Here is a 23980-nt window from a genome sequence, read left to right on the forward strand (position 1 = left end):
CATCGTCCTTAGATGGGATTGCGGCGAACCCCATTCAACGGATGCCAGGCGCGCTCATTCCCCTGCCAGGCGCGAAGTCGCGGTGCCACCAGCGACCAGCGCAGCGGGCGCGCGATTGGGATGAAGGCCACGTCCTCCGCCAACAGCCTGTCTGCCGCTGCCATGGCGCGCGCGCGCTCGGCAAGGCCGGGCGCGAGCCGCGCCGCCTCGATCGCCTCAGTCGCTGCCTCGCCGCACGGCCGGCAGGCCTGATCGAGATACCAGCGGGCGCTGTCATACGGGGCTACCGCGTCGACGAGGCGGAGATCAGCGTCGGCGGCATCCCATGCCACCCTGAGCGGCCGGACGCCGATGGCATGCAGATCCGCCGCGACCCGTGCCCACAGCAGGGTGCCGCCTGCATTACTGGGTAGGGCGACGCGGACCTCCGGCGTGTCGTTCCCCGCCGTGCGCCAGGCATCTACCCGCGCGCGCGCCATCGCGCGCCGGTCCTCCGCCGCCACGGGCTGCCAAGAGCTCTTCGCGGGGGGACTGGACGAATCGAGTGCAGCGGGGAGGAGATCCTCCGCGGCTTGCCACTCGGCCGTGAAGCTGCGGACCAAGGCCGGGCGATCGATCGCCAGCGCAAGGGCAGCGCGGTTTTCCGGGGTGGCCAGAAAGCCTTCGCGGCGAACAAAGCCCAGGCCGAACAGGCCCGCCGCGGGATCAAGCCGGATGTCGGCCGCCGCAACCCCGGCGGCGGCGAGGAGCGGCCATTCACCCACACTTCCGCCGGTGAACAGATCAGATTTGCGCGCGGAAAAGCGCGCGATGCCGGCCGACGCGCGCTCGGCGATCAGGAGCACGTCGTCCTCGGCCTGCGGATCTTCGCGCTCATCGGCCGCACGATTTGCATCGGGGATTGGCCTCAGCCGGGTGACGATGCCGACCTTCGCGACGACCTGCATCGGGCCGCTACCAATTCGGCGCGTAGGATGAACAATCGCCATGTCCGGCTGGGCAAACAGCTTCAGCAAGTCCGGACGCGGGCGCGTCAATTCGATTTGGATCACCTCCGGCGTCATTTCGACGACCGTGTCGACCGCCGTCAGGTAAGGAGCGAGCGGATTGCGCGCGCGCGACTGGAGCCGGCGGCGGAGCACCGCAACCACTTCCGCCGCGCGCATCGGCCGGCCATCCGCCCAGGACGTTTCGCGCAGACGAAAGATGTAGGTGCGCCCTTCGTCGGTGACGATCCAGCGCTCGGCGATTCCGGGCACGATCTGGCCAGCGGCATCGAAGCGCACGAGGCCCTGCGCCACGCTATCGGTGAGCAGGCGGCTCGCCATGTCATCACCGGCGAGCGGCGCGATTGACAGCTGCGGCTCCGCGCCGTTCGCGCTGACGATGACCGGCCCGACATCGGGGCGGCGCTCACAGGCAGCGGCGCTCAGTGCCAGCGCAAGAGTGATGGTGCGGACGGCGGGACTCGAACCCGCACGCCTATACAGGCAGAAGATTTTAAGTCTCCGGCGTCTACCGATTCCGCCACGTCCGCGCATCACACGCGCCGAAAAGCGGCACGGAAGCGCCGCCGTCAAGCGCTCAGACGTTCAAACGCTGGCGCATTTCCTTGCCCGGCTTAAAATAAGGCACGCGCTTGGCCGTTACCTCGACCACTTCGCCGGTTCGCGGATTGCGGCCGGTACGCGCATCGCGGGCGCGCGTGGAAAAGGCACCAAAGCCGCGCAACTCCACGCGGCCGTCTTCGGCCAGGCGGCGGACGATTTCGTCGAAGAAGGTGGAAACGATAGCCTCGACCTCGCGCGTCGACAGACCAGGATTGGTCTCTGCCAGATGCTGCACCAGTTCCGATCGGATCATCTGTCCCGCCCTTGATCTGCCACTGAACCCTCGTGGCGCGTGTTGGCCTTAATACAGGTAAAGTTCGTGCGGAATAGGAACCATACGTAATTGCCGCACTAGAACGCGTTATAGCGAAAAAAAGAGGGGGCTGGGCGACGATTGTCGCCCAGCCCCCACCGGTCCGTTGCCGGAAACCGGTACTTACTCCTTGTTCTGACGGGCCTTCAGCGCCTCGCCAAGGATGTCGCCGAGCGACGCGCCCGAGTCGGACGAGCCGTACTGCGCCACAGCCTGCTTCTCTTCGGCGATCTGCATCGCCTTGACCGAGAAGGTCGGCTTCTTGGAACGATCGAAGCCGGTGACCATCGCGTCGAACTTCTGGCCGACCTGGAAACGCTCCGGACGCTGCTCGTCACGGTCGCGGCCGAGATCGGTGCGCTTGATGAAGCCGGTCGCCCCATCGTCGCCCGCCTGCACTTCGAGGCCAGCATCGCGAACTTCGAGAACGGTGACAGTCGTGACCTGGTTCTTGCCCAGGCCGCTGCCCGACGTTGCTGCGCCGCCGGCAACCGGTGCGCCGCGCTCGAGCTGCTTCATGCCGAGGCTGATGCGCTCCTTTTCCGGATCGACATCGAGCACGATTGCCTGAACCATTTCACCCTTGCGGTGCAGGTTGAGCGCGTCCTCACCCGACACGCCCCAGGCGATGTCGGACATGTGGACCATGCCATCGACGTCGTTGTCGAGGCCGATGAACAGGCCGAATTCGGTGGCGTTCTTGACTTCGCCCTCGACGGTCGTGCCGACCGGATGCTCGGCAGCGAAACGCTCCCACGGATTCTGCTGCGCCTGCTTCAGGCCGAGCGAAATGCGACGCTTGTCGGCATCGACTTCGAGCACCACCACGTCGACTTCCTGCGAGGTCGAGACGATCTTGCCCGGGTGGACGTTCTTCTTGGTCCACGACATTTCGCTGACGTGCACCAGGCCCTCGATGCCGGCTTCCAGCTCAACGAACGCACCATATTCGGTGATGTTCGTGACGCGGCCCGACAGCTTCGCGCCGACCGGATACTTGACCGATGCGCCATCCCAAGGATCGCTCTCGAGCTGCTTCATGCCGAGCGAGATGCGCTGCGTGTCCTTGTTGATGCGGATGATCTGCACCTTCACCGTGTCGCCGATGTTGATCATCTCGGACGGGTGCTGGACGCGCTTGTAGGAGAGGTCGGTGACGTGCAGCAGGCCGTCAATGCCGCCCAGGTCCACGAAGGCGCCGTAGTCGGTGATGTTCTTCACCACGCCTTCGATGATCTGGCCCTCGGCCAGACTCTGGATCAGGCCCGAACGCTGCTCGGCGCGGGTTTCTTCCAGAACGGCGCGACGCGACACGACGATGTTGCCGCGCTTGCGGTCCATCTTCAGGATCTGGAACGGCTGCGGGATGTCCATCAGCGGCGTGACGTCACGCACCGGACGGATATCGACCTGCGAACCCGGCAGGAAGGCCACCGCGCCGTTCAGGTCAACGGTGAAGCCGCCCTTCACGCGGCCGAAGATCACGCCTTCGACGCGCGCGGTCTTGGCGAACTCGGTTTCCAGCTTGTCCCATGCGGCTTCGCGGCGTGCGCGATCGCGCGACAGCATCGCTTCGCCGTGCATGTTTTCCACGCGGTCGACGTAAACCTCGACTTCGTCACCGACCTTGAGCTCGGCCTTCTGGCCCGGCGCAGGCGCGAATTCGCGCAGCGGCACGCGGCCTTCGCTCTTCAGACCAACGTCGATCACGGCAAGGTCGTTCTCGATCGCGGTAACGGTGCCGAGCACCACGCGGCCCTCGAAGCTGTCGGCGCCGCCGAACATGTCATCGAGCATTGCCGCGAAATCATCACGCGTGGGGTTTGGCTGAGTTGCCATAAAAAAGGTTTGTCCTAATCAGTTCGTTTCCGGCCAAGCGGTTGGTTCCGCTGGTCTTGGCCATCACCGCCGCGCCGGCCGCATGCCGCCACAGCATCCAGGCAAATTGGGGTGGGAGGGCCTCGATGCGCTTACGCGAAAAGGGCGCGAGAGGCTCATCCTCCGCACCATGCCTCCGCGAGCCCCAGCCCGCCGGACGGCGCGCCTTACTGCAAAGTGGCGTCCCGGGCAAGGTAAACAGCCCGCGCTGCCGCCGATGCGAGGGGAAAGACTGAATCCGGGAAGGCTCGGGCTGTTAGCTTTTGCGCCGCCGAGCCTCCACCAGGTTGATCGCTTTCTCGACTGACGCCTCGATCGATAGGAAGCTGGTATCGAGCAGGGCCGCGTCCGGTGCCGGAACGAGCGGCGCCGTCGTGCGCGAACTGTCGCGCTGATCACGGGCGCGGATGTCGGCCAGCACCTGATCAAAGGTGACGGGCGAGCCATTCCCTTGCAGCTCCGCGTGGCGGCGCCGGGCGCGGATGGTCGGCGTGGCGCGAACAAAGAGCTTTGCCTCGGCGGCCGGGGCGATGACCGTGCCGATATCGCGTCCGTCGAGCACGGCGCCGCCCTCTTGATTCGCGAACCTTTTCTGCCGCTGGAAGAGTGCCGCGCGCACCAGCGGGTGAGCCGAAACGATCGAGGCGAGCTTGCCGATCTCGTCGTCGCGAAGCACGGGGTCGGCCAGCGTCAGTTCGTCGAAATCGCAGGCGGCGACCGCGTCGGCCTCGCGGGTGGGGTCCAGCTCGAGGCGCTTCACCGTGGCCGCAACCGCGCGGTACAGCAGACCGGTATCTAGGTGCGGGAGATCATAGTGTTTCGCCAGCGCCTTGGCGATCGTGCCCTTGCCCGAGGCGGCGGGGCCATCAACGGCGATGATCATGCGGTGGCATCCTTCCGGGCCAGCCAGCCGCGCAGCACGCCGATCGTCTCGGCCGGCCGATCGTTGAACAATCCGTGCGCGGCGCCGGGGATGACGGCGAATTCGGCGCCGGGCACGCGCGCGGCGAAGGCACCCGTGGTGAGGGGGCGCGCCTCGTCATATTGGCCACAAAGGAACAAGGTACGCTTTCCTTCCAGCTTGGCGAGCAACGGCTCGCCGTCATAATCCTTGAGTGTTCCGGTGGAGACGAACTCGCTCGCGCCCCACATCGCCTGGTACATGGCCCGGTTGCCGGGCACGCCGCGGCTGTATGCGGCCACGTCAGGCGCGGCGGGCATGCGCCGATTGAAAGCGGCGTAAAAGGCCTGGGTGGGCGCGTCGCAAGCCGCCGGTGGATCGGCCATGGTAAGGGCGCCGCACCGCTGCAGCTCGGCGCGGATCGCGGGCGGAAGGTCCCCGATCAGCGCCGCCGCGTCCGAAAGCCAGCTACGAGTGGAGACCAACGGGCTGGCGAGCGCGAGGCCGGCAAGCGCCGCGGGCCGCCGCGCGCCATATTCCAGCGCGATCGTGCCGCCCCAGCTCGCGCCCAGCACGTGCCAGCGCGGGACGCCGAGCGCGGTGCGGATCGCCTCCAGCTCGTCCACGAAGCGCGGGACGCGCCAGTTGGCGGGATCGCCCGGACGATCGGAGCGGCCGGTGTCGAGCTGATCATACAGGATCACCGCGCGATCATTGGCGAGCGGCAGCGCCTCCAGGAAGCCGGCGTGGGTGCCGCCGGGGCCGCCATGGATCATCACGATCGGCGCGCGCGGCCCGGCGAGATCACCATTGACGCGGACGTAGACGCGGCCGCCCGACACCGGCACCATCAGCTCGCGCGTGGGCCGTTCCACCGTGCGGGCGAGCGCCGGCGCGGCGAGCAGCGTGGCGGCCGTCCCGGCGATCAACGAGCGGCGATCGATCAGCCCCAACTTGCTTCTCCCCCAAGCGTGTGCAGCAGATCGAAGAAGCCGGGAAAGCTGGTGGCAATCGGGCTCGCATCGTCGATGGTGATCGGGGCGCGCGCGTGAAGGCCCGCGATCGCCATGCTCATGGCAATTCGGTGATCGAGCTTCGAGGCGACCTCGGCGCCGCCAGCGATGGGGTCTCCGCCGCTGCCCTCGATCGTCAGCCCGTCCTCATGCTCCTCACACCGAACGCCGTTCGCCATCAGCGCGGCCTTCATCACCGCGATCCGGTCCGATTCCTTGACGCGAAGCTCGTCCGCGCCGCGCGCAATCGTGCGGCCCTGGGCAAAGGCAGCCGCGACGAACAGCGCGGGATATTCGTCGATCATCGATGGCGCGAGGTCATGCGGCACGTCGATGCCGCGCAACGCCGCGTGGCGCACCCGCAGATCAGCAACCGGCTCGCCCCCGACCACGCGCGGATCGAGCTCGACGATGTCGGCACCCATCAGCCGCAGCGCCGTTACCAGCCCGGCGCGCGTCGCGTTCAGCCCGACATTCTCGATCACCACGTCGCTGCCCGGCACGACCGAGGCCGCGACCATCCAGAAGGCGGCGGAGGAGGGATCGCCCGGCACGACGATCGATCGCGGCTTGAGATCGACTTCTCCGACGATGGAGATGGTCCGGCCGCTCTCACCCTGCTCTACGGTGATATCGGCGCCGAAGCCCGCCAGCATCCGCTCGCTATGATCGCGGGTGGCGATCGGCTCGATCACGCGGGTGATGCCCGGCGTGTTGAGCCCGGCGAGGAGCACCGCCGACTTCACCTGCGCCGAGGCGACCGACAGCGTATAGGTGATCGGAACGGCGGGGCAGAGGCCGCGCACCATCAGCGGCAGGCGCCCGCCGGGCGACGCCGTGATGTCCGCGCCCATGGTGGAGAGCGGATCAATGACGCGCTTCATCGGCCGCCCCGATAAGGACGCGTCGCCAACAAAAGTGGCAGTGATCGGGTGACTTGCCACCAGCCCCATGAGGAGCCGCGTGGACGTGCCCGAATTGCCCATGTCGAGCGCTGCCTGGGGTTGCAGCAGGCCGCCGACGCCGACGCCGTTCACGCGCCAGATCGCGTCATCGCTGCGCGTGATGGTGGCGCCCATTGCGCGCATTGCGGCGGCGGTGGCCAGCACATCCTCGCCCTCCAAGAGGCCCTCGACGCGGCTTTCCCCCACAGCGAGTGCGGACAACATCAGCGCGCGATGGCTGATCGATTTGTCGCCGGGAACGCGGATGCGCCCCTGCAATCGCGAGGCGGGACGGATCGTGACGGAGCGGGGAAGGGGATGCGCCATTGCGCGCGGCGCCTTGCCAGCGGGGTTGCGCTATGGCAAGGCGCCCACCACTTCGCAGGCTCAGGTGTTCTGAGCCTGTTGATCCATCCATCCGAAAGGCACGAGACGGCATGATCAAGCCGGAATGGGGCACGAAGCGGACGTGCCCGAAATGCGCGACGCGTTTTTATGACCTGCAGAAGGACGAGCCCGTCACCTGCATCGAATGCGGCTACGCGTGGGAGCCGGAGCCGATCCTGAAGTCGAAGCAGCCGCTTCCCTTCGAGGCCAGCAAGTCCGAGAAGCAAGCCGCAGACAGCGATCTGGCCGGTGATGTGGATACGGATCTGGTTGCGGATGAGGACGAAGAGCCCAGCGCGGACGACGAAGTCGATCTCGGCGGCGACGACGATCTGGGTGTGGAAACATCCAACGACGAGGACGAGAACAACTAATCCTCGCGAAAAAATTCGGGTTTCGGCAGGCGGCGACAAAACGCCGCTTGCCAAGCCCGAAGCGCCCCGTTAGTGGGCGCCTTCCCAACGGAATGGGGCCGTAGCTCAGCTGGGAGAGCGTCGCAATGGCATTGCGAAGGTCAGGGGTTCGATCCCCCTCGGCTCCACCATTTCAAGTACTAAATTGGCTTGAGTGGTGAATACTTCCGGGTAGCGCCAATGCGCGCTCCATTACTCCATATCGGTCTTGCGTGCTTTCCTGATGATTTCGGGAGATGCTGCCGTTACCGGGGCGCGACGCGTGAGTGCATCGCCGACGGCAACGGGTAACCTAGCGTAAGCCTGGGGTGCGGCATCGTTCAGCGACGCGACATGGTCTGTTTGTTAGCCTAGTGGGATGCTCAATCGACGCACGCCCATTTCGCTCGGCCTGGCTGCTATACTGCTTTGCGGATCGGGCGCCGCCAATGCGCAGGTTTCCAATGCGATCCGCGTGATCGACATACCTCCTTCCAGGCTGGAGCCGCGACCGGACCCCGAGCTTGAGCTTCCGAGCGCCGAGGAACCGCGAGAGGCTGCCGTCGCGGAACCAGCAGTGACGCCAGCGAGCGACCCTGACGAAGCCGGCGGCGAGCACGCGATGGATGCCATCGCGGTGGCGGAGGCGGCGAAGCTGCGCGCGGCCAATGAGGCTCAGCTTTCGGCTGCACGCGCGCAGCTCGAGCAGATCACCGCCGAGCAACGCGCCCAGCAGGATCGAATGGCAAGGTATCGCGAGGCAGAAGCCGCGCATGTGGCTGCCATGTCAGACTATGCGGCGCAATTGGCCGCATCCCGCGCCGATCGCGAGAGATGGGAAGCCGATGTTGCGGCCTGCCAAGCCGGCGCTCGGAGACGGTGCGCCGTGAGCGACGGCCGCCGCTGATCGCGCCCGCTCGGCGGCGTGGATGGGCCGCGCTGCGTCGACCTCACACCTCGGCAGAAAGTGCATTCTCTACGCATCCTGCCCCGCGCGCGCAGCACCACCATGGTCCCTGCTGAGCGGGCCGGCCGGCCGAGGTGTCACTCGGCCATACCGGCAGCCAGCGCCCACTTCTCCCGCGTAAGACCGGTTACATGCCGGCCGTTGCGAGGATCATGGTGAGGCCGATCCGTTTCACCTTGAGGTTCCCGGGCTTTTCCACGGAGATCCACTCGTCCAGTGAGTGACCGCGGCCACCCTCCGAGACGCGAGAGATGGTGATCGCCGGGATGCCCAGGCTGATCGGGATATTGGAATCGGTCGAGCCGGCGCCATAGCTGATGGGCAGCCCCTCTGCGCGGTAAGCGGCGGTGGCATATTGGACGATATCCGCCGTGAGCGGGGTCTGCCCGGCGGGGCGGTCGCCGATCAGCTTGGGCTCCACGGTGATTGCGCCTTCCTTCGTGGAGCGTGCCTCGTTCTCGGTCGCAACGGCCTGCTGCAGGGTGGCGAGGAACTTCTTTTCGACGCTGGCCAGCGCTTCCGCGCTTTCGGAGCGCATGTCGAATTCCATCCAGACTTCGCGCGGGATCGCGTTCACCGACGTTCCGCCGCTGACGACGCTGGCACTGTAGGTGGTCTTCGGCTCGGCGGGCACGGGTATCTTGTAGAAGTCGACCACCGCCTGCGACATGGCGGCCATCGGGTTGACCAGTCCGAACGCGCCATAGCTATGCCCGCCGGGCCCGCGGAACGTGGCGCGGTAGCGCTTGGAGCCGGCGCCGCCGACGGTCACGCCCTCCAGCCCGCCGCCATCGAGGGAGAAGAACGCCTTTGCCTTGCCCTTGTACTTGCCCTTGGTGAACAAATAGCCGACGCCGCGAAGATCATCGCGCGATCGGCTCAAAGGAAAATCGGCACTGGGCCGCTGATCCGGTGTGGCCGCAGAGGGAGCTCAGCGTCCGATAGTTCCTAAACCTTCATGTCTGCCTCGAGTGCCAAAACTGCAAAGCGAGCTTCACGTACCTATGGCATGTCTGCAACTGGGCGTAAGCGGAACGCGTGCTTTCGCACCTTCGCTGCCGGTCGGTTCCCGTTGAGAAGCGCTCCGGAAAAAAGGCGGCTACGAACACCTGACTGGCAGCGGTCTTCGGCGGGGCAGATCAACTGGGCCTCGATAAAGCGCGAAGCGGTGCTCCCCCCCACGGGCGAAGAGCACCGCTTCAACGGTTAATCGTCCGCCGCTGCTGTGCTCACGCCTGCCTGGGTCGGCCCGTAGAGCGCCGCATTGAACAGGAACTTGAACGACGCATAGGGCTGCCCGCGCTGCGTTACTTCATTGGCGAGCAGGTAGACGTGGCCCTTTCCGAGCGTGCCGTCGATCACCGTTGCGGTACTGTTGAGCGCCTTCTGCCCCCAGGCCCAGCCCGAGCGCAGCGGATCGTCGCTGGCGAACCAGGCGACGCGGCGCACGCCCGGCGCGCCCGGCGCAAAGGCATAGGTTGGGTTGTTGTTGTAGAACACGTCCAGCGTCGCCGGCACGCCGTACGCCAGCGGGTCGGTCGGATCGACCTTTGCTTCCAGCACCGATCCCGGCACGTAGAATTTTGTGCTCGGCAGCGGCGTTCGCCTCCCGCTGGCGTCCGCCGTCGTGAGTGCATTGTACACCGGCAGGCCCAGCTCCGGCCCGAGCCGCGTGGCGTTGCCGACGGCGATCACCGTGCCGCCCGCCTTTGCGAACGAAGCGAGCTGCGGCAGGGTCTTCTCCGGCGTCACATGGCCGAGCGCCATGCGCCATTCGGCCGGCAGATCGGCGGGCGCAGGCTGTTTCTGCGGCGGCCGGCCCTCTCGACCCAGCACGTCGGACTGGAAAACGAGCACGTCATATTTGGCGTTCAATCCGCCCTTGTCGAGTTCCTGCGGGTACACCACCGTGTAGGGGAATTCGTACTTTTCGAAGATCCAGCGGTTCCAGCCGGAGGCCATCGAGCCGCCGTAGTGATCGACAAGGCCGATGCGCACCGGCTTCAGCTTGATCGTCTCTCCGGCGGGCTTGGCGGCGACCGCTACTGCATCGATGCCGAGCGACTGCACCGCCGACTGGACGATGCCGCTCGCGGCGCCCCGCGCCGGGATCCACAACGCGCCCGGTGCGAGCTGTTCGCCGCCGACCGTGACACCCTGCTTCAGCCAGTGCACCTCCGCTCCCGCCTTCAGCAGGCGATTGGTCAGGATAAAGCTGTTGTTGGTCGCGTGGCTGACGACATAGCCACCAGCGCCGCTGCCCGTCAGCTTGCCCGCCGGCGGTGTCGAGATCACATCGGCCACCACCGGAAAGTGCGCCGGTGCGCCGTCCTGCAGGCGATCGAACGTGACGTTCATCTGGTACGCAAGCGTATAGCCGGTGATGTCATAGGGACGGATCGGCGGGCCACCCGGATAGGCGAAGTCCTGCGGGTGATCCTGCGGCTCGAACATGTCGAGGACATGCGGGCGGAACGCCTGGTCGGCGCGCACCACATAGGAGCCCGCGGCATAACGTTTGCCGCCATAGCTGAACGCGGTGGGCGCTTGCTCCACCTCGACGCCGGTCTTGATCAGTGAGTTGAGGAAGGCGACCGTTGTGGGCAAGTCGGCCTGCTTGTCGGCAGGGATCACGAAGGCGCGCGGCGCGCGATATTTGGGATCCTGCAGGACATCCTTGTACAACGAGGATGGTACGATCGCGCGGGTATCATAGCCGGCGAGATCATCGAGCGCGCTGCCTTCGCCCTGCTTCTTCATCGCCTCGGCCGCGGTCTTCACCGCGTCGATCCGCTTGGGCGTGACAATCCAGCTATCCTCGCTGCCCAGCTTGATCTGGTTTCGCCCCATCACGTAGCGATTGTAGAGCACGGTTTCGCGGTTGCGCGACGCATAGTCGAGGATCGCCCGCGACATTTCCTTCACATAATCGATCGATTGCTGGAAATGCCATTTTTGTGGCGCGATCGGCATGTACGCGTCCTGCCCGGCCTGCTGCTTGGCGGGCACGAGCGGGATCTCCATCGGCGTCGGGCTGCCGATGATCTCAGTCAAAATGCCGATCTGGTTGTGGAAATAGCCGATCGTGCGGATGCCGCCGTTGAACCAGGTGGAATAGGGCGCGCCCGAGCGCGAGACTGAGCCTGCCTTGCCCTGCGCAAGCAGCCGCTCGTGCATCGCGGTGCCCACCGCGTCGGTGCCGGCGATCACCAGCGGCTCGTTGTTGAAATTGTACGGATCGCGGAACGGCGGAATGAAAACCACCGTGCCGACCGGTCCGGTCTGATGCTGGTTGTAGAGGATTTGCGGATACCACTCGCGATAGGCGAGCCGGTTCATGTTGGTCGTCTCGGGCTGGTGCGAGGCGTAGCTGTCGCGATTATTATCGTGGCCGACGTACTTCTGGTACAGCACCGGGATGGTGTTGGTGTTGCGCTTCAGCTTGTCGGCTGGACGCATGTACCAATTGGCGACCAGATCGAGGCCGTCGGGATTGGCGAAGACGTAAAGGCCGATGGTGTCGTTCAAGATGCGCGTCGTTTCGGCATCGTTGCGCGTCAGCATCTCGTGGATCAGCTGGACGTGGCTTTGTGCGTTGACCACCTCGGTCGCATGGAGGCCGGCGTCGATCAGGACGACGGCCTTGCCCTGCTCCGAGAGCGCTTTCGCCTGCGCATCGTTCAGTCCCTTGGCGAACGCGAGCTGCTGCGAGATGCCGCGATACTTGTCGAGCTGGCGAATGTTCTCGGGGGAGGAGATGATCGCGATATATTGCTCGCGGCCCTCGGCGGTCTTGCCGATGCTCACCAGCTTCATCCGGTCGCTTTCCTGGGCGACGCGCTCCAGCCACTCGGACACTTGCTTGTAGTTGGCGAGGAAATAGTCCGAGCCGGGCTTCGCCTTGAACACGGCGGCCGGGTCGGTGATCGACCTGCTCTGCGCGGTCGCAACGCTCACCGGCATCGCCAGGGACCCCATGGTCATCGAAAGGGCCGTGGCCGTCAGCATCAATGCATGCATCAGATTATCTCCCCCTGTTTGGTTTACTTGGCGTCCGCCAGCAGCAGCAGCGTGCCGAGAATGATCGACATGCTCGCCACGTCCTTTTCCTTATCGACCACCATTGCCTCCTCCAGCGAATGCGCGCGCATCGTCTGGAAGCCCGAGCCGAGCGTTACCGCGGGGATGCCCATGCTGAACGGGATGTTGGAATCAGTCGATCCCGCGCCGAATGTCGGCTTCATCCCGCCCGCTTTGCTGGCCGCCGCCGCCACCTGGATGATGTCCGCGTCGAGCGGGGTGGCGCCGACGGGGCGGTCGCCGACTTGCTTCGCCTCATACGCGATCTTGCCCTTTGCCGTGGATCGCGCCGCATTCTCTGCATCGACGGCCGGCTGAAGGAGCGCCAGAAACTGCTTCTCCTCCGCATCCAGCGCGGCCTTTCCGGTCGAGCGCATGTCGATCGTCATCGCGGTGGCGAACGGGATCGAGTTCACCGACGTGCCGCCTTCGACGATGCCGACGTTGTACACGGTGCGCGGCTCTGTCGGCACCGTCATCTTGCCGAACGCGACCATGGCATTGGCCATGGCGTATGCCGGGTTCACGATCCCGAAATCGCCCTGGGAATGACCACCCGGGCCGGTGAAGGTCACCTTGTAGCGCCGCGAACCGATGCCGGCATTGGTGATCCGATCCGCGCGGCCGGGCTCGAGCGAGATGAAATAGTTGATCTTGTCCTTCAGCGGGCTTTTGGTGAACAGGTAGCGTGAGCCGCGCAGGTCGCCTGGGCCTTCTTCGCCAACATTACCCATGAAGATGATGTCGGCCTTGGTCGTGTAGTTCGCGGCCTTCATCGCGCGGATAAAGGAGGTCAGCACCGGGAGGCCGCAGGTCGCGTCACCGATGCCGGCGGCGTACAGCATGTTGCCCTCACGCCGCACCTTCGTGTTGGTGCCCTCGGGAAAGACGGTGTCGAGGTGGACGGTGACAACGATGAGCGGCCCGCCGCCCGTTCCCTTGCGTGTGCCATAGACGTTGCCGACTTCATCGGTCGTCAGGTCGCTGAGGCCCTCGGCGCGGAGCATCTCGAGAAACGCTTTGCCGCGTGCCTCTTCCTTGAAAGGCGGCGCGGGAATTTCGGTTAGCTTGACGACATCCTCGACGATGCGTGCATGGTCGACGGCGATGCTCGCCTTGGCGGCAGCGAACTTCTGGCTCGCGAACAGCGCCTTGGCTGCAGCGTCCTTGCTCTGCGCGAGTGCGCTGGCCGACATCATCGTGGTGGCAAGCAACACGGTCGACATCAACTTCTTCATTTTACGTCCCCCTCTGACGAACGTCATTCTAGCGGTGATCGGGCGCAGCACGAGCCCCTGCTTGATTCATGGATCGTGCCGCAGATCGGCCTGCCCGCGCCAGGTCGCAGCGTGCGGGGGGGGCATCACCATTAGCGGCTTATGACCCCCTTCTGTCCCCGGTGCGGCAGAACCGACCGGCCGCAGATCGGCCGAGGCTCCACTTCGGGCGATTTGCTGCACCGGAACGGCGATTTCGCCGGTGCGCCGTTGACCGGCGACCTCCGATAAGGGTCTTCAGGCGCCAGCGGGCAGCTTTCGATCAACCTTCGCCGACGATGCGAGATAGTGAGCCGCGAAGTCGGTGATGCCTTCGGGAAGGGGGGCGAGGTGGCGGCTGGTGAGGGCGGAGTTGGCGGGGCGCGGAGCGCGCCAGCCCAGGTGAGATCCAGGCACAGGCCGGATCATGTCGGGACTCCGGCCGAGCGCAACGGCGACCTTCCGGGCAAAATCGTACCAGGAGAGGCTGTCGGCGGGCGCCAGATGGTGGATACCCGGCGCGCCATCTATCACCAAATCGAGAACCGCATTGACCAGCGCAGGGACGTAAGCCGGAGATACTTTCTGGTCATCCGCGGCGTCGAAGCAATCGCCTCTTGCTAGCGCCTGTGCGACCGCGTGCGCGAAATTGTGCGGATCATGCGGGGAGAAGAAAGCAGCCGCGCGGATCACCAGCGAACGATAGCCCCGGGCAAGTGATCCTTGCTCCATCGCAAGCTTGCTGCGACCATAAACATTAAGCGGGTTAGGCGTATCATCCTCGTGATAGGCGCGACCAAGCACACCGTCGAAAACAAGGTCGCTGGAGATGGCCGTGACAGGAATTTCGCGTGCGGCGCAACGCTCGGCGAGGCGAACGGCGGCCGCGGCGTTGATCGCCAAGCAGGCCTCCTCCTCATCCTCGGCATCGTCGACCCGGACCCAGCCGGTAGCGTTGATCACTGCCCACGGACTGATGCTGTCGAGCGCGGCGTCGATCGAGGATGGATCGAGCAGGTCGCAGGCGGCGCGGTCGGTAAGACGATAGGTGATGCCGCGTGCGGTGCAGGCGCTGGCAAGCGCTTGCCCGAGCGTTCCGGTGGCACCGCAGATCAACAGCGGTCGGCTGGCGGCGAAAACCGGCCGGCGGTGAGCCGCGGCGGCGGCGGCGCGGGGCATGCGATCGAAGGTGAGCCTGCCGGCATGCTGCCACCAGCCAGGCTGTGTCGCAACATCCTGCGCGGGCTCGGCTGTGGCGAGCGCCTGCCATTGCTGAGCGAGCCCGGTGGCTCGCGGGGTGACGCCCGCAAGGTCGAACAGGCCGGGTTCGTACGCGCCCTCGGCTGTGACCAGTTGGTCCCAATCGTGACTGCCGAGCACAGACCATGCGGTGATGGCGCGCACGTCCACGCCGTCGGCCTGCGCTTCGCATGCGGCTTCCCATGCGACCCTTGCCCAGCGCATCTGTTCTTCACGGGTGCAGCCGATATGGACTTCGGTAAGCGCGAGCGGCAGCGTGTAGCGATCCCATGCTTCGCGCAGCGCCGCGCCAAAGGGGTCGGGACCAGGATCCAGCGTGCGCACCGCTGGTATGTCGGCGAACGATTGGCGAGCATTCACGCCGTGCGCGTCCGGCGGGTAGAGCTGCACACGGTGATCGAGGAAGCGATCGCTGGTCGGGTAGTGATTGATGCCGATGATGTCGGGGGGGCATGGATCGTCGGCGATGACGCGCAATCGTTCGCCAAAACCCATGGCGCAGAGGCGGTGCCACAGCGGGTGGCCGGCGACGACCCGGCCGCATAGCAAATCCCAGCCCATCCAGCGGCGCTGATTGTCAAAGGCGGCCTGATCGGCGAGCGGCGTGGTGGCCCAGGTGCGGCCGAGGTCGTCGGTCTGGATCAACCGCGCCACCGGGTTTACCGCCCGGATCGCCCGCATGGCCAGCCGCGTTGCGTCAATTTGGTTGAGCAGCGCGCGCCAGAACGATCGCTCGTCTCGCGCATGGGGATACCAATGGCCGTACAGCGCGGCAAAGCGCGCGGTCGTCACGGGTTCGTTGACGGGCGTCCAATCGCTGATCCAAGGGTAACGCTGAGCCACCGCCGCGGCGTGGCGCGCGAGTCCGGGGGCGAAGCTGTCGTCCAGCAGGTTCGTGTAATGCGGGCCGCTGCCGTGATGCACCAGTCCGGCAATGACGCGAAGGCCGAGCCGATCCAGATGGTCGAGCCGCTCGTCGCACCAGGACCAGTCGGCGGCATCGGGCGTGTCTGGCGAGACCCGCTCCCACAGCACGGGATAGCGGATCGCGCCAAACCCAAGGGCGGCAATTCGGTCGAGATCTTCGATACGGTCGTGATGGCCGGAGCGGTGCAACTGATCGTGGAAGCGATCGCCGACGCGGTTGACGGTGCATTCGATGCCGCACCAGCGCTCGATCTCGCGCACGATCGGTCTCCTCATGTCAGCGAGTACAAGCGCGTGCCGATCGAAAACGTTGCGCCGCTAATACGCCAAACGTTATGATGCAGATCAGTATTCAGAGCGTTAGCGGAACTTGGCTGCTCCTCAGGACTTGCCTTTCAAGAATAATCCGAGAGGCCACAATGACAAAACAGGGACCGGGGACCGCGTCTGGCGTCAGCAATTATCGATCCAGCGAGTCTGATTTGAGGTCCTTGATCTGTTTCAGTCATCTGCGGTGGCGTTTTGTCTTTCAACGGCCGCAGCATCTCATGTCGCGTTTTGCCGCGACATATCGTGTCATTTTTTGGGAGGAGCCGATCCATCCCCAAGGCTGCATGGCACCGGCGCTTCAGGTCGACGAGGATGAAGCAAATGGCGTGACCGTGCTGACGCCTGTCCTGCCATCCGGCCTTTCGCCAGAACAGAAAGAGGCCGCGCTGCGCGACTTGCTTGATGCGCAGCTCGCGGCGCTGCCGCCCGTGGCGGTGCGGTGGTATTACACGCCCATGATGCTGCCGTTCTCGGCGCACGTGACGGCCGAATGCACCGTTTATGATTGCATGGACGAGCTGTCGGCATTCAAGAACCCGCCCTACGGATTGCTCGACCGCGAACGCGAGCTGCTGGCCGCGGCCGATGTGGTCTTCACCGGCGGAACGAGCCTCTACGAAGCGAAAAAAAACCGGCACGACAACGTGCACGCATTCCCTTCCAGCATTGACGTGGCGCATTTCGGAGCTGCACGCGGCGGTCTGACTGAACCCGACGACCAAGCGCGGATCACAGGCCCGAAGCTAGGCTTCTGCGGGGTGGTGGACGAGCGGATGGACCTGGATCTGCTCGCCGCGCTGGCGGACGCGCATGAGGAATGGTCGATCGTGGTGATCGGCCCGGTGGTGAAGATCGATCCGGCCACGCTGCCGCAGCGGAGCAATGTGCACTTCCTTGGTGCGCGCGATTACTCAGAGCTGCCGTCCTATATGAGCGGATGGGATGTGGCGCTGATGCCCTTTGCGCTGAACGAGGCTACCCGCTTCATCAGCCCGACCAAGACTCCGGAATATCTCGCTGCCGGGCTGCCGGTGATTTCCACCGCGATCACGGACGTGGTACGGAACTATGGCGCGTTGGAAGCGGTTCGGACCGCGGGCACGGCGGAAGATTTCATTGCCGCTTGCGAGACGGCAATGGCAGAGCGCGACGACCGATCGTGGCGCGACGCGGCCGACGAGCAATTGGCGCGCGGCTCCTGGTCCAGCACCGCGCTATCAATGGGCGCGCTGATCGCGGTGGAGCGCGCGACGCACGGCGCACTGGAGGCGATCGTTTCGCCAAAGCGCTGGCCGGCGGCAGTGGCGCCGCACGATGTGATGGTCGTCGGCGCGGGGTTCGCGGGCGCAGTGATGGCGCGACAGCTGGCGGATGCCGGGTTCAAGGTACTGGTGGTCGACCGCCGCCCTCATATCGGCGGCAATGCCTATGATCGGCGCAACGACGCCGGACTGCTGATCCACCAGTATGGTCCTCATATCTTCCACACCAACTCGGACGATGTCTTCGCCTATCTTTCCCGTTTCACGCAGTGGCGGCCGTATGAGCATCGCGTCCTTGCTGATGTGCGCGGGCAATTGGTGCCGATGCCGATCAACCGCACGACGCTGAACCTACTCTACGATGCCGGGCTGGAGACCGAGGATGACGTGGAGGCGTTTCTCGCCGCACGCGCTGAGCCGGTAGAGCCGATCCGCACCTCCGCCGACGTTGTCGTGTCCCGCGTTGGTCGTGAACTCTACGAGACGTTCTTTCGCGGCTATACGCGCAAGCAATGGGGGCTGGATCCCAGCGAACTCGACAAAGCAGTGACTGCGCGGGTGCCGACCCGCGCCGACACCGACGATCGATATTTCACGGACCAGCACCAAGCGATGCCGGCGGATGGCTATACGCGGATGTTCGAGGCGATGCTCGGTCATCCTGGCATCGAAATTTTGCTGGGGGTCGATTACGTGCAGGCGCGCGGCGCCTATCCGCACGACCATCTCGTGTTCACCGGGCCGATCGACGAATATTTTGACCATCGCTTCGGCAAGCTGCCGTACCGCTCGCTTGGGTTTCGGCACGAGACACTTGAGCAGGAATGGCTCCAGTCAGTGGCGGTAGTGAACTACCCCGATGAAGCGGTGCCGTACACGCGGATCACCGAATACAAGCATCTGACGGGCGACAGCGCGCCGGTGACCAGCGTCACCTATGAATACCCCAGCGCCGAGGGCGATCCTTATTATCCCATTCCCCGGGAGGAGAATCAGGCGCTGTTCAAACGGTATGAGGCGCTGGCGATTGCCGAACACGACGTGACCTTTGTCGGGCGGCTGGCGACGTATCGCTACTACAATATGGACCAAGTCGTGGGGCAGGCGCTGGCGACCGCGCGGCGGCTGATCCCGCGGCTGCATGCAGCGAAGATCGAGCCGCTGGTCGGCGCGGTCGCCGCAACAGCGTGAACACGGAGGAAAAAATGGCCCGCAAACCTGCGCATCCCGGCTCCCGTGACGGTTCGGGCCCGCTTGTCTGGATCATCGGCGGCGTCTGTGTTGCCTTGCTGGGGCTCGTCATCCGCATGAGCTTCGCACCTGGGGATCATGGACAAGCCGTGCTTTATGTCCTGGCCGGTGGTGCAGCAGGTTTTCTGCTCCACCTAATCTATCGGCGGCGCAGCCGGAAAGAGCCGCGCTGACGTTGGCGCAAGATGGCGCCAACCCAGTTGTTTGTTGACGCGGGTTGAGCACGGGCGCGACCCGCGTGAATCAACAAGAGGGCGACGGTGCTCGCGGCGTGGGCACGACGATGTGCCGTGGGTGACCTTGCCGGAACACGCTAGGCGCTGCGCAGGCACAGGTGGCTGTTCTTGACTGCACCTAAGCGCCGCGTCGGCTGAACGGTTTCGTTCGAGCGTGACCACGAGGCTTGCCAGTCGGTAGGCCACAAAGAAGAGCAGCCAAGCCATCACCAACAGTGGCGTGTAGCTTGCGCGGTGCGGATACGGCCGCGGTTACCTTCTCCCACAGCGGCGGAAATTTCACAGCGATCGGGTGTTCTATGGATATCGAACCATTGTCATCGTCCCGTGAGGCGCCGCGAACGTGGCCCGGACCGACGACGATGACTGATGAAAGGAGATATCCTTGATCAAGAAGCACGCCGATCACCACCAGCCGCGAGGCTGTCGCCCGGTAATCGAACACAGCCGGGAGGTGCGCTAATGCTGGTACAGATCAATACAGATAACCGTGTCGAGGGCAACGAAGTGGCAAATGCCGCGATCGAGGAGCGCTTGCGCGAGCGCCTGTCGCGGTTCGCTGATCGACTGACCCGCGTTGAGGTTCACGTGCGCGACGTCGATGGCGATCGCAACGGCGGGCAGGGCATTGCCGTGTCGCTGGAGGCCCGCCCCGCAGGCGGACAGCCGATCGCGGTCAATGATCAAGCCGCCACCGTGGACAGCGCCGTGGCCGGAGCATTGCGCAAGGCCGTCGATATTCTCGACCGCTCGTTCGCGAAGCAAGACGCCGTTCGATAACGTGTACTTGCCAGTGGCAGCAACACCCCGTTCCGCAGGAGCGGGGTGTTGCTGCTCTATGCGATTCAGCGGCCGAGATGCGGACGGTCGACAGCTGGCCGAGGTGTGCGCGCCGAGGCCACTTGGACAGGACCGCTCCCTTGCGGGTTAAGTGAGATCGGCTGTTAGGTCGTCGGATCAGCCCGACCGCAGTCCTGACGCCGGTGTCGCGCGCAAGGCCGGCAGGCTACTGGCCATCCCGACGCCGATCGTCGTTACGACTAGAACCCCCAAGGTAGTGGCGATCGCGAATGGATCCGGTGCCCATTGTAGCTCGAGGACGCGCGTGACGACGTACCAGCCGGCGGTGGTGCCGAGCAGGAGAGCGACGACGGCGAGGAGGAGGGCGAGCAGGCCGTATTCGATCGCCTGGCCAGCGAGGAGCTGGCGCCGGCTACCGCCCAACAGCTTCAATACAACGGTGTCGTAGCGCCGCGCCTGCCCGGATGCCGTCACCGCGCCGATGAGCACCACGATGCCCGCCGCCACCGTGACCGCGGCTGCAGCGCGAATGGCCAGCGCAATGCGGCCCAGCAACTCACTGACCTGACCGATCACATCGCCGGTGCGAAGCATCGTGACCGAAGGAAGCGCCTCGGCAACCTGCGAGGCGATGGCGCCGTCGCGAGCGGGCGGGGCATAGACGCTCGCCAGCAAGCTGTGCGGTGCCTCTTCGATGTAGCCGGGCGAGAAGACCAACGCGAAATTGAGGCCGAGGCCCTGCCAGTCGACCTTGCGCAGCGCGGCGATGCGCGCCGGGACTTCAACACCGAGCACCGCCACGGTCAGGGCGTCGCCCACCTTCAGGCCGAGGAGCTTGGCCGCGCGATCCTCAAGCGAGATCAAGGGTGGACCTTTGTAGTCAGCCGGCCACCACTTGCCCTCGACCACCTCGTTGCGCGGCGGCACGGTAGCAGACCAGGTGATCGTGCGGTCCCCACGCAAGATCCAGGCGCCCTCGGGCAAGGTCTTCATATCGACGACGCGCTGACCTTTGAGCGCTACGATCGAACCTCGCAGGGATGGAACCGCCTCGATCGTGGCGCCGGGAGCGCCCCGTCGAACAGCGGAACGGAAGGTCGCTTCGTCCTCCGGCTGCACATCGATCGCAAAGAATCGCGGTGCCTTGGCAGGTGCGGTGCTCGCAAGCTCGTTCGACAGGCTGGTGTTGATCGCCGCAAGCGCAACGAACAGGGAGAAGCCGAGCCCGAGCGCCACCACCAGGCGATCGGTCTGCACGCCGGGGCGATAGAGGTTGGTGAGCGCAAGACGGACAAGCGGGCGACGCGGACGGGGAAGACGGGCGAGCAGCCGTCGCAGCGCCACGCCGAGCAGCCAGAGCAGCAGCACGAGCAGGCCGGTTGCGGCGACAAAGCCTGCCGCGATGGTTCGGTCACTCGCGGTCAGCACGGCGAGCGCAACCAAGGCAGCGAGTATGCACGCCATTGCGGCCAGAACAGGCGCGGACGGCCGATGCGCTGGTGACAAACTGTCGCGCAAAAGGCTTGCCGTGGGAACTGCGCGGGCCCGGGCGAGCGCCGGAAGCGAGAAAAGGAGCGCGACAAGCAGGCTCAATCCAGCCGCGACCAGCAGCGGCGCAGGATACAGCGACAGTCGCGGCGGGATCGGCAGCGCGCTGCCTGCAAGCGCTCCCACGATCCATGGCACGGCGGCGCCCAGTGCTAGGCCAGTGGTGACGGCCACGCCAGCAACGAGCCCGATCTGGAGCAGGAACACGGCCGCTATCGTGCCCGAGCGCGCACCCAGCACCTTGAGCGTCGCGATCATGCGTCCTTTGCGCTCCAGGTACGCGCTGACGCCGCTACCAATGCCGATGCCGCCGATCGCCAGCGCCGCTAGCCCGACGAGAAGAAGAAACTGACCAAGCTGGTCGATACTGCGCTTTACGTTGCCAGCCGCGTCTTGCGGTGTGCGGACCGCCCACCCGGCGCTCGGATAGCGGCGGACGAGGGCCTCGCCCGCTCGGCCCGGGTCGAAGCCGGACCGTAGCAGGATGCGGGTGCGGCTCTGGTACAGGCTGCCTGGCTGGATCACCTGGGTGGCTTCCAACCCATCCATGTCGACCAGGGCAGTGGGACCGAAGCTGAAGCCCAGCGTATCGGGCTCGGTCGCGATCACGCCGATAATTCGCATCGGGGCCGCACCGATGCGGATTTGATCCCCGACCCTAAGGTTCAAGCGATCGGCGAGCGCCGCTGCGATGGCAACATTTCGCCCTGTCGGACGCGGAGCGAGAGCGCCCGGCTTCAATTCCAAGGCACCGATCAGCGGCCAGTTTCGGTCCACCGCGCGCAAATTGATCAGCGTTGATGCGCCGCCACGCGACTGCGCCATCGTGTTGACCGCCACGCTTTCCGAGGTGCGGCCGTAGGCAGCGAATGCGGCGCTTTCCTCAACCGACGGTCGCCGCTGCGACACCCGCAGCTCTAGATCACCGCCGAGCAGTTGCCGGCTTTGTGCATCGAGTGCGGCGGTGATCGAGGAGGAAAGGCTTCCAATACCGGCCAGCGCCGCTGTGCCGAGGAACAGGCATATCAGCAAAAGCCACAGGCCACGCCCGCCGGCACGCAGATCACGGATGGCGAGCCGCCAGGCGTTCGTCATGCGGCGTGGCTGTCCTGAACGATGTGGCCGTCAGCTAGCGAGATCACCCGGTGGCAACGCTCGGCGAGCTTCGGATCGTGCGTGATGACAAACAGAGTGGCGCTCGTTTCCGCGCGGCGCTGAAACAGCAGATCCATGACCGCGGCGCCGGTTGCGCCGTCGAGATTGCCGGTCGGCTCGTCGGCGAACAGCACTGGCGGCTGGGGCGCGAGCGCACGGGCTATGGCGACGCGCTGCTGTTCCCCGCCGGATAGCTCAGCAGGATAGTGGGTCAGCCGATGGCCAAGCCCGACCGCGCCGAGTTCTGCCTCGGCCGTCGCAAAGGCGTTCGGTCGACCGGCGAGTTCCAGCGGCACCGCCACGTTTTCCAGCGCGGTCATGGTGGGGAGCAGGTGAAAGGCCTGCAATATGATCCCGATACGGCCGCGACGCGCGATGGCCAGTTGATCTTCGTTGAGCCGCTCGAAAGCGAGCCCGGCTACTCGCACGCTGCCGCCGGTGGGGCGCTCCATCCCGGAAAGCACGGCCATCAGCGACGATTTCCCCGAGCCGGACGGCCCGAGCAGCGCCACGCTGTCACCTGCGCGAACGGAAAGATCGATACCCCGCAGGATCTGGGTTTTTGCCGAAGCGCGGCCGAGAGCCAACGTCAGATTGCTTGCTTCGATGACGATGCTATTCCCACCTGCTTGGGCGGGGGCTGGCGAGGAAGAAGCGGATGCTGTCACAAACGCGCAGATACAGGGTGATTGGGGCGGCTGTCCAACTGCTGCTTGCTCTTCTTCTTGGCGTGGGCCCCGCCTGGGCGCAGGCGCCAGCCGGCAAGCAGGCCCCGCTCATATGGGCTTTCGGCGACAGTCTTACTGCCGGTCATGGTCTGCCCCCTGCGCAGGGCTTCCCCGTTCGCCTGCAGGCGGCGCTGCGTCGCACGGGGATCGCGGCAACCGTTCGCAATGGAGGGATCGCGGGCGACACCTCGGCGCAAGGACGCGCGCGGCTCGCCTGGGGGCTGCGCGGGCTTGGCCGCAAGCCCGATCTGGTGATCGTCGAGCTGGGCGCGAATGACATGCTGCGCGGCATGCCGCCAAGTGCCACTGAGAAAAACCTGGACCTTGTTCTGCGCGAGTTGAAGCGGCGCGACATTCGCGTGCTGTTCGTAGGCATGCGGGCAGCGCCGAACCTTGGCGCAGCGTATCAGACGAACTTCGAAGGCCTGTATCCGCGGCTCGCCCAGCGTCACCAAGTGCCGCTCTACCCCTTCTTCCTCGAAGGGGTAGCCGGCAATCAGGCGCTGTTTCAAGCCGACGGACGCCACCCCAATGCGCGTGGCGTTGACATAATCGTTCGCCGTATCCTGCCAGCGGTTCGAGACGCCTTGCGGACAAGGTGAGCCGGGGAAAGTACCTGCCACATCGGAATGTGTGTGGCTGTGTGACCTCTATCCTGAGCCGCCGGAGAGTGAGCAGTCGGCGGGTTTTCTACCCGCGCACGTGCTCCATTCGCGACGCGATCAGGATGTCCCATCGCGA

Annotated in this window: 18 protein-coding genes and 2 tRNA genes; 7 read left to right on the forward strand and 13 right to left on the reverse strand. The window is 65.4% G+C overall.

The window, feature by feature from the left end; translation table 11 throughout:
* Positions 1-8: 8 nt before the first annotated feature.
* The 7 genes from SPMU_RS03730 to aroA all read right to left on the reverse strand — a co-directional run bounded on the left by SPMU_RS03730 (position 9) and on the right by aroA (position 6986).
* Positions 9-1328, reverse strand: coding sequence for an ABC transporter substrate-binding protein (locus SPMU_RS03730; RefSeq protein WP_140418399.1), 1320 nt, complete (start codon positions 1326-1328; stop codon positions 9-11).
* A 122-nt stretch (positions 1329-1450) separates the two neighbouring features.
* Positions 1451-1537, reverse strand: a tRNA-Leu gene (locus tag SPMU_RS03735).
* 47 nt (positions 1538-1584) lie between these two features.
* A complete protein-coding gene (locus SPMU_RS03740) occupies positions 1585-1863 on the reverse strand; it encodes an integration host factor subunit beta (protein ID WP_088332052.1) in 279 nt (92 codons plus the stop codon).
* Positions 1864-2046: 183 nt separating this feature from the next.
* Positions 2047-3762, reverse strand: a complete 1716-nt coding sequence (gene rpsA / locus SPMU_RS03745; RefSeq protein WP_088332054.1) for a 30S ribosomal protein S1 — start codon at positions 3760-3762, stop codon at positions 2047-2049.
* Between the two features lie 295 nt (positions 3763-4057).
* Positions 4058-4684: a (d)CMP kinase gene (locus SPMU_RS03750; protein WP_088332056.1), complete on the reverse strand. Its 627-nt coding sequence runs from the start codon at positions 4682-4684 to the stop codon at positions 4058-4060.
* Positions 4681-5655, reverse strand: a complete 975-nt coding sequence (locus SPMU_RS03755; protein ID WP_245832722.1) for an alpha/beta fold hydrolase — start codon at positions 5653-5655, stop codon at positions 4681-4683. The genes SPMU_RS03750 and SPMU_RS03755 overlap by 4 nt, the downstream gene beginning before the upstream one ends.
* Entirely contained in the window at positions 5646-6986 is a 1341-nt protein-coding gene (aroA, locus tag SPMU_RS03760; RefSeq protein WP_088332058.1) for a 3-phosphoshikimate 1-carboxyvinyltransferase, read from the reverse strand. The genes SPMU_RS03755 and aroA overlap by 10 nt, the downstream gene beginning before the upstream one ends.
* A gap of 110 nt (positions 6987-7096) precedes the next feature.
* Here aroA and SPMU_RS03765 point away from each other — a divergent pair, with 110 nt between their 5' ends.
* The 3 genes from SPMU_RS03765 to SPMU_RS03775 all read left to right on the forward strand — a co-directional run bounded on the left by SPMU_RS03765 (position 7097) and on the right by SPMU_RS03775 (position 8345).
* Positions 7097-7420: a TIGR02300 family protein gene (locus SPMU_RS03765; RefSeq protein WP_088332060.1), complete on the forward strand. Its 324-nt coding sequence runs from the start codon at positions 7097-7099 to the stop codon at positions 7418-7420.
* 94 nt (positions 7421-7514) lie between these two features.
* Positions 7515-7590: transfer RNA gene (locus tag SPMU_RS03770), tRNA-Ala, on the forward strand.
* 227 nt (positions 7591-7817) lie between these two features.
* The gene (locus SPMU_RS03775; protein ID WP_088332062.1) at positions 7818-8345 is read left to right on the forward strand and encodes a hypothetical protein; all 528 of its coding nucleotides are present in this window, start codon (positions 7818-7820) and stop codon (positions 8343-8345) included.
* A 187-nt stretch (positions 8346-8532) separates the two neighbouring features.
* Here the strand turns inward: SPMU_RS03775 and SPMU_RS03780 are convergent, their stop codons facing one another.
* From SPMU_RS03780 to SPMU_RS03795, 4 genes are all read right to left on the reverse strand, one after another.
* Positions 8533-9288: a peptidase dimerization domain-containing protein gene (locus tag SPMU_RS03780; protein ID WP_088332064.1), complete on the reverse strand. Its 756-nt coding sequence runs from the start codon at positions 9286-9288 to the stop codon at positions 8533-8535.
* Between the two features lie 323 nt (positions 9289-9611).
* A complete protein-coding gene (locus tag SPMU_RS03785; RefSeq protein WP_245832724.1) occupies positions 9612-12389 on the reverse strand; it encodes a M14 family metallopeptidase in 2778 nt (925 codons plus the stop codon).
* A gap of 59 nt (positions 12390-12448) precedes the next feature.
* Positions 12449-13723 carry a M20/M25/M40 family metallo-hydrolase gene (locus SPMU_RS03790; protein ID WP_245832726.1) on the reverse strand — a complete coding sequence of 425 codons (1275 nt, stop codon included), beginning with the start codon at positions 13721-13723 and terminating at the stop codon, positions 12449-12451.
* Positions 13724-13999: 276 nt separating this feature from the next.
* Positions 14000-16189, reverse strand: a complete 2190-nt coding sequence (locus SPMU_RS03795) for a sugar nucleotide-binding protein (RefSeq protein WP_211275703.1) — start codon at positions 16187-16189, stop codon at positions 14000-14002.
* Positions 16190-16476: 287 nt separating this feature from the next.
* On the opposite strand from SPMU_RS03795, the gene glf reads away from it, so the two are divergent.
* The 3 genes from glf (at position 16477) to SPMU_RS03810 (ending at position 19787) form a co-directional block, all read left to right on the forward strand.
* Positions 16477-18711: a UDP-galactopyranose mutase gene (gene glf, locus SPMU_RS03800; RefSeq protein ID WP_088332068.1), complete on the forward strand. Its 2235-nt coding sequence runs from the start codon at positions 16477-16479 to the stop codon at positions 18709-18711.
* The gene (locus SPMU_RS03805; RefSeq protein WP_088332070.1) at positions 18708-18944 is read left to right on the forward strand and encodes a hypothetical protein; all 237 of its coding nucleotides are present in this window, start codon (positions 18708-18710) and stop codon (positions 18942-18944) included. Before glf ends, SPMU_RS03805 begins: the two co-directional genes overlap by 4 nt.
* Before the next feature lie 525 nt (positions 18945-19469).
* A complete protein-coding gene (locus tag SPMU_RS03810; protein ID WP_088332072.1) occupies positions 19470-19787 on the forward strand; it encodes an HPF/RaiA family ribosome-associated protein in 318 nt (105 codons plus the stop codon).
* A 177-nt stretch (positions 19788-19964) separates the two neighbouring features.
* Here SPMU_RS03810 and SPMU_RS03815 read toward each other — a convergent pair whose 3' ends face one another.
* Together SPMU_RS03815 and SPMU_RS03820 are read right to left on the reverse strand one after the other, a co-directional pair.
* Complete coding sequence (locus tag SPMU_RS03815) at positions 19965-22451, reverse strand: ABC transporter permease (RefSeq protein ID WP_088332074.1); 2487 nt, start codon at positions 22449-22451, stop codon at positions 19965-19967.
* Entirely contained in the window at positions 22448-23125 is a 678-nt protein-coding gene (locus SPMU_RS03820; protein WP_088333142.1) for an ABC transporter ATP-binding protein, read from the reverse strand. The genes SPMU_RS03815 and SPMU_RS03820 overlap by 4 nt, the downstream gene beginning before the upstream one ends.
* Positions 23126-23169: 44 nt before the next feature.
* Here SPMU_RS03820 and SPMU_RS03825 point away from each other — a divergent pair, with 44 nt between their 5' ends.
* Positions 23170-23841 carry an arylesterase gene (locus SPMU_RS03825; RefSeq protein WP_088333143.1) on the forward strand — a complete coding sequence of 224 codons (672 nt, stop codon included), beginning with the start codon at positions 23170-23172 and terminating at the stop codon, positions 23839-23841.
* Positions 23842-23980 lie beyond the last annotated feature (139 nt).

Source organism: Sphingomonas mucosissima, from assembly GCF_002197665.1.
GTDB classification, from domain to species: domain Bacteria; phylum Pseudomonadota; class Alphaproteobacteria; order Sphingomonadales; family Sphingomonadaceae; genus Sphingomonas; species Sphingomonas mucosissima.

Coding starts and splice junctions, on each gene's coding strand:
- SPMU_RS03730 (WP_140418399.1), bottom strand. CDS start 1,328: ATGGCGAGCCGCCTGCTCACCGATAGCGTGGCGCAGGGCCTCGTGCGC.
- SPMU_RS03740 (WP_088332052.1), bottom strand. CDS start 1,863: ATGATCCGATCGGAACTGGTGCAGCATCTGGCAGAGACCAATCCTGGT.
- rpsA (WP_088332054.1), bottom strand. CDS start 3,762: ATGGCAACTCAGCCAAACCCCACGCGTGATGATTTCGCGGCAATGCTC.
- SPMU_RS03750 (WP_088332056.1), bottom strand. CDS start 4,684: ATGATCATCGCCGTTGATGGCCCCGCCGCCTCGGGCAAGGGCACGATC.
- aroA (WP_088332058.1), bottom strand. CDS start 6,986: ATGGCGCATCCCCTTCCCCGCTCCGTCACGATCCGTCCCGCCTCGCGA.
- SPMU_RS03765 (WP_088332060.1), top strand. CDS start 7,097: ATGATCAAGCCGGAATGGGGCACGAAGCGGACGTGCCCGAAATGCGCG.
- SPMU_RS03775 (WP_088332062.1), top strand. CDS start 7,818: ATGCTCAATCGACGCACGCCCATTTCGCTCGGCCTGGCTGCTATACTG.
- SPMU_RS03785 (WP_245832724.1), bottom strand. CDS start 12,389: ATGACCATGGGGTCCCTGGCGATGCCGGTGAGCGTTGCGACCGCGCAG.
- SPMU_RS03790 (WP_245832726.1), bottom strand. CDS start 13,723: ATGAAGAAGTTGATGTCGACCGTGTTGCTTGCCACCACGATGATGTCG.
- glf (WP_088332068.1), top strand. CDS start 16,477: ATGTCGCGTTTTGCCGCGACATATCGTGTCATTTTTTGGGAGGAGCCG.
- SPMU_RS03810 (WP_088332072.1), top strand. CDS start 19,470: ATGCTGGTACAGATCAATACAGATAACCGTGTCGAGGGCAACGAAGTG.
- SPMU_RS03815 (WP_088332074.1), bottom strand. CDS start 22,451: ATGACGAACGCCTGGCGGCTCGCCATCCGTGATCTGCGTGCCGGCGGG.
- SPMU_RS03825 (WP_088333143.1), top strand. CDS start 23,170: ATGCTGTCACAAACGCGCAGATACAGGGTGATTGGGGCGGCTGTCCAA.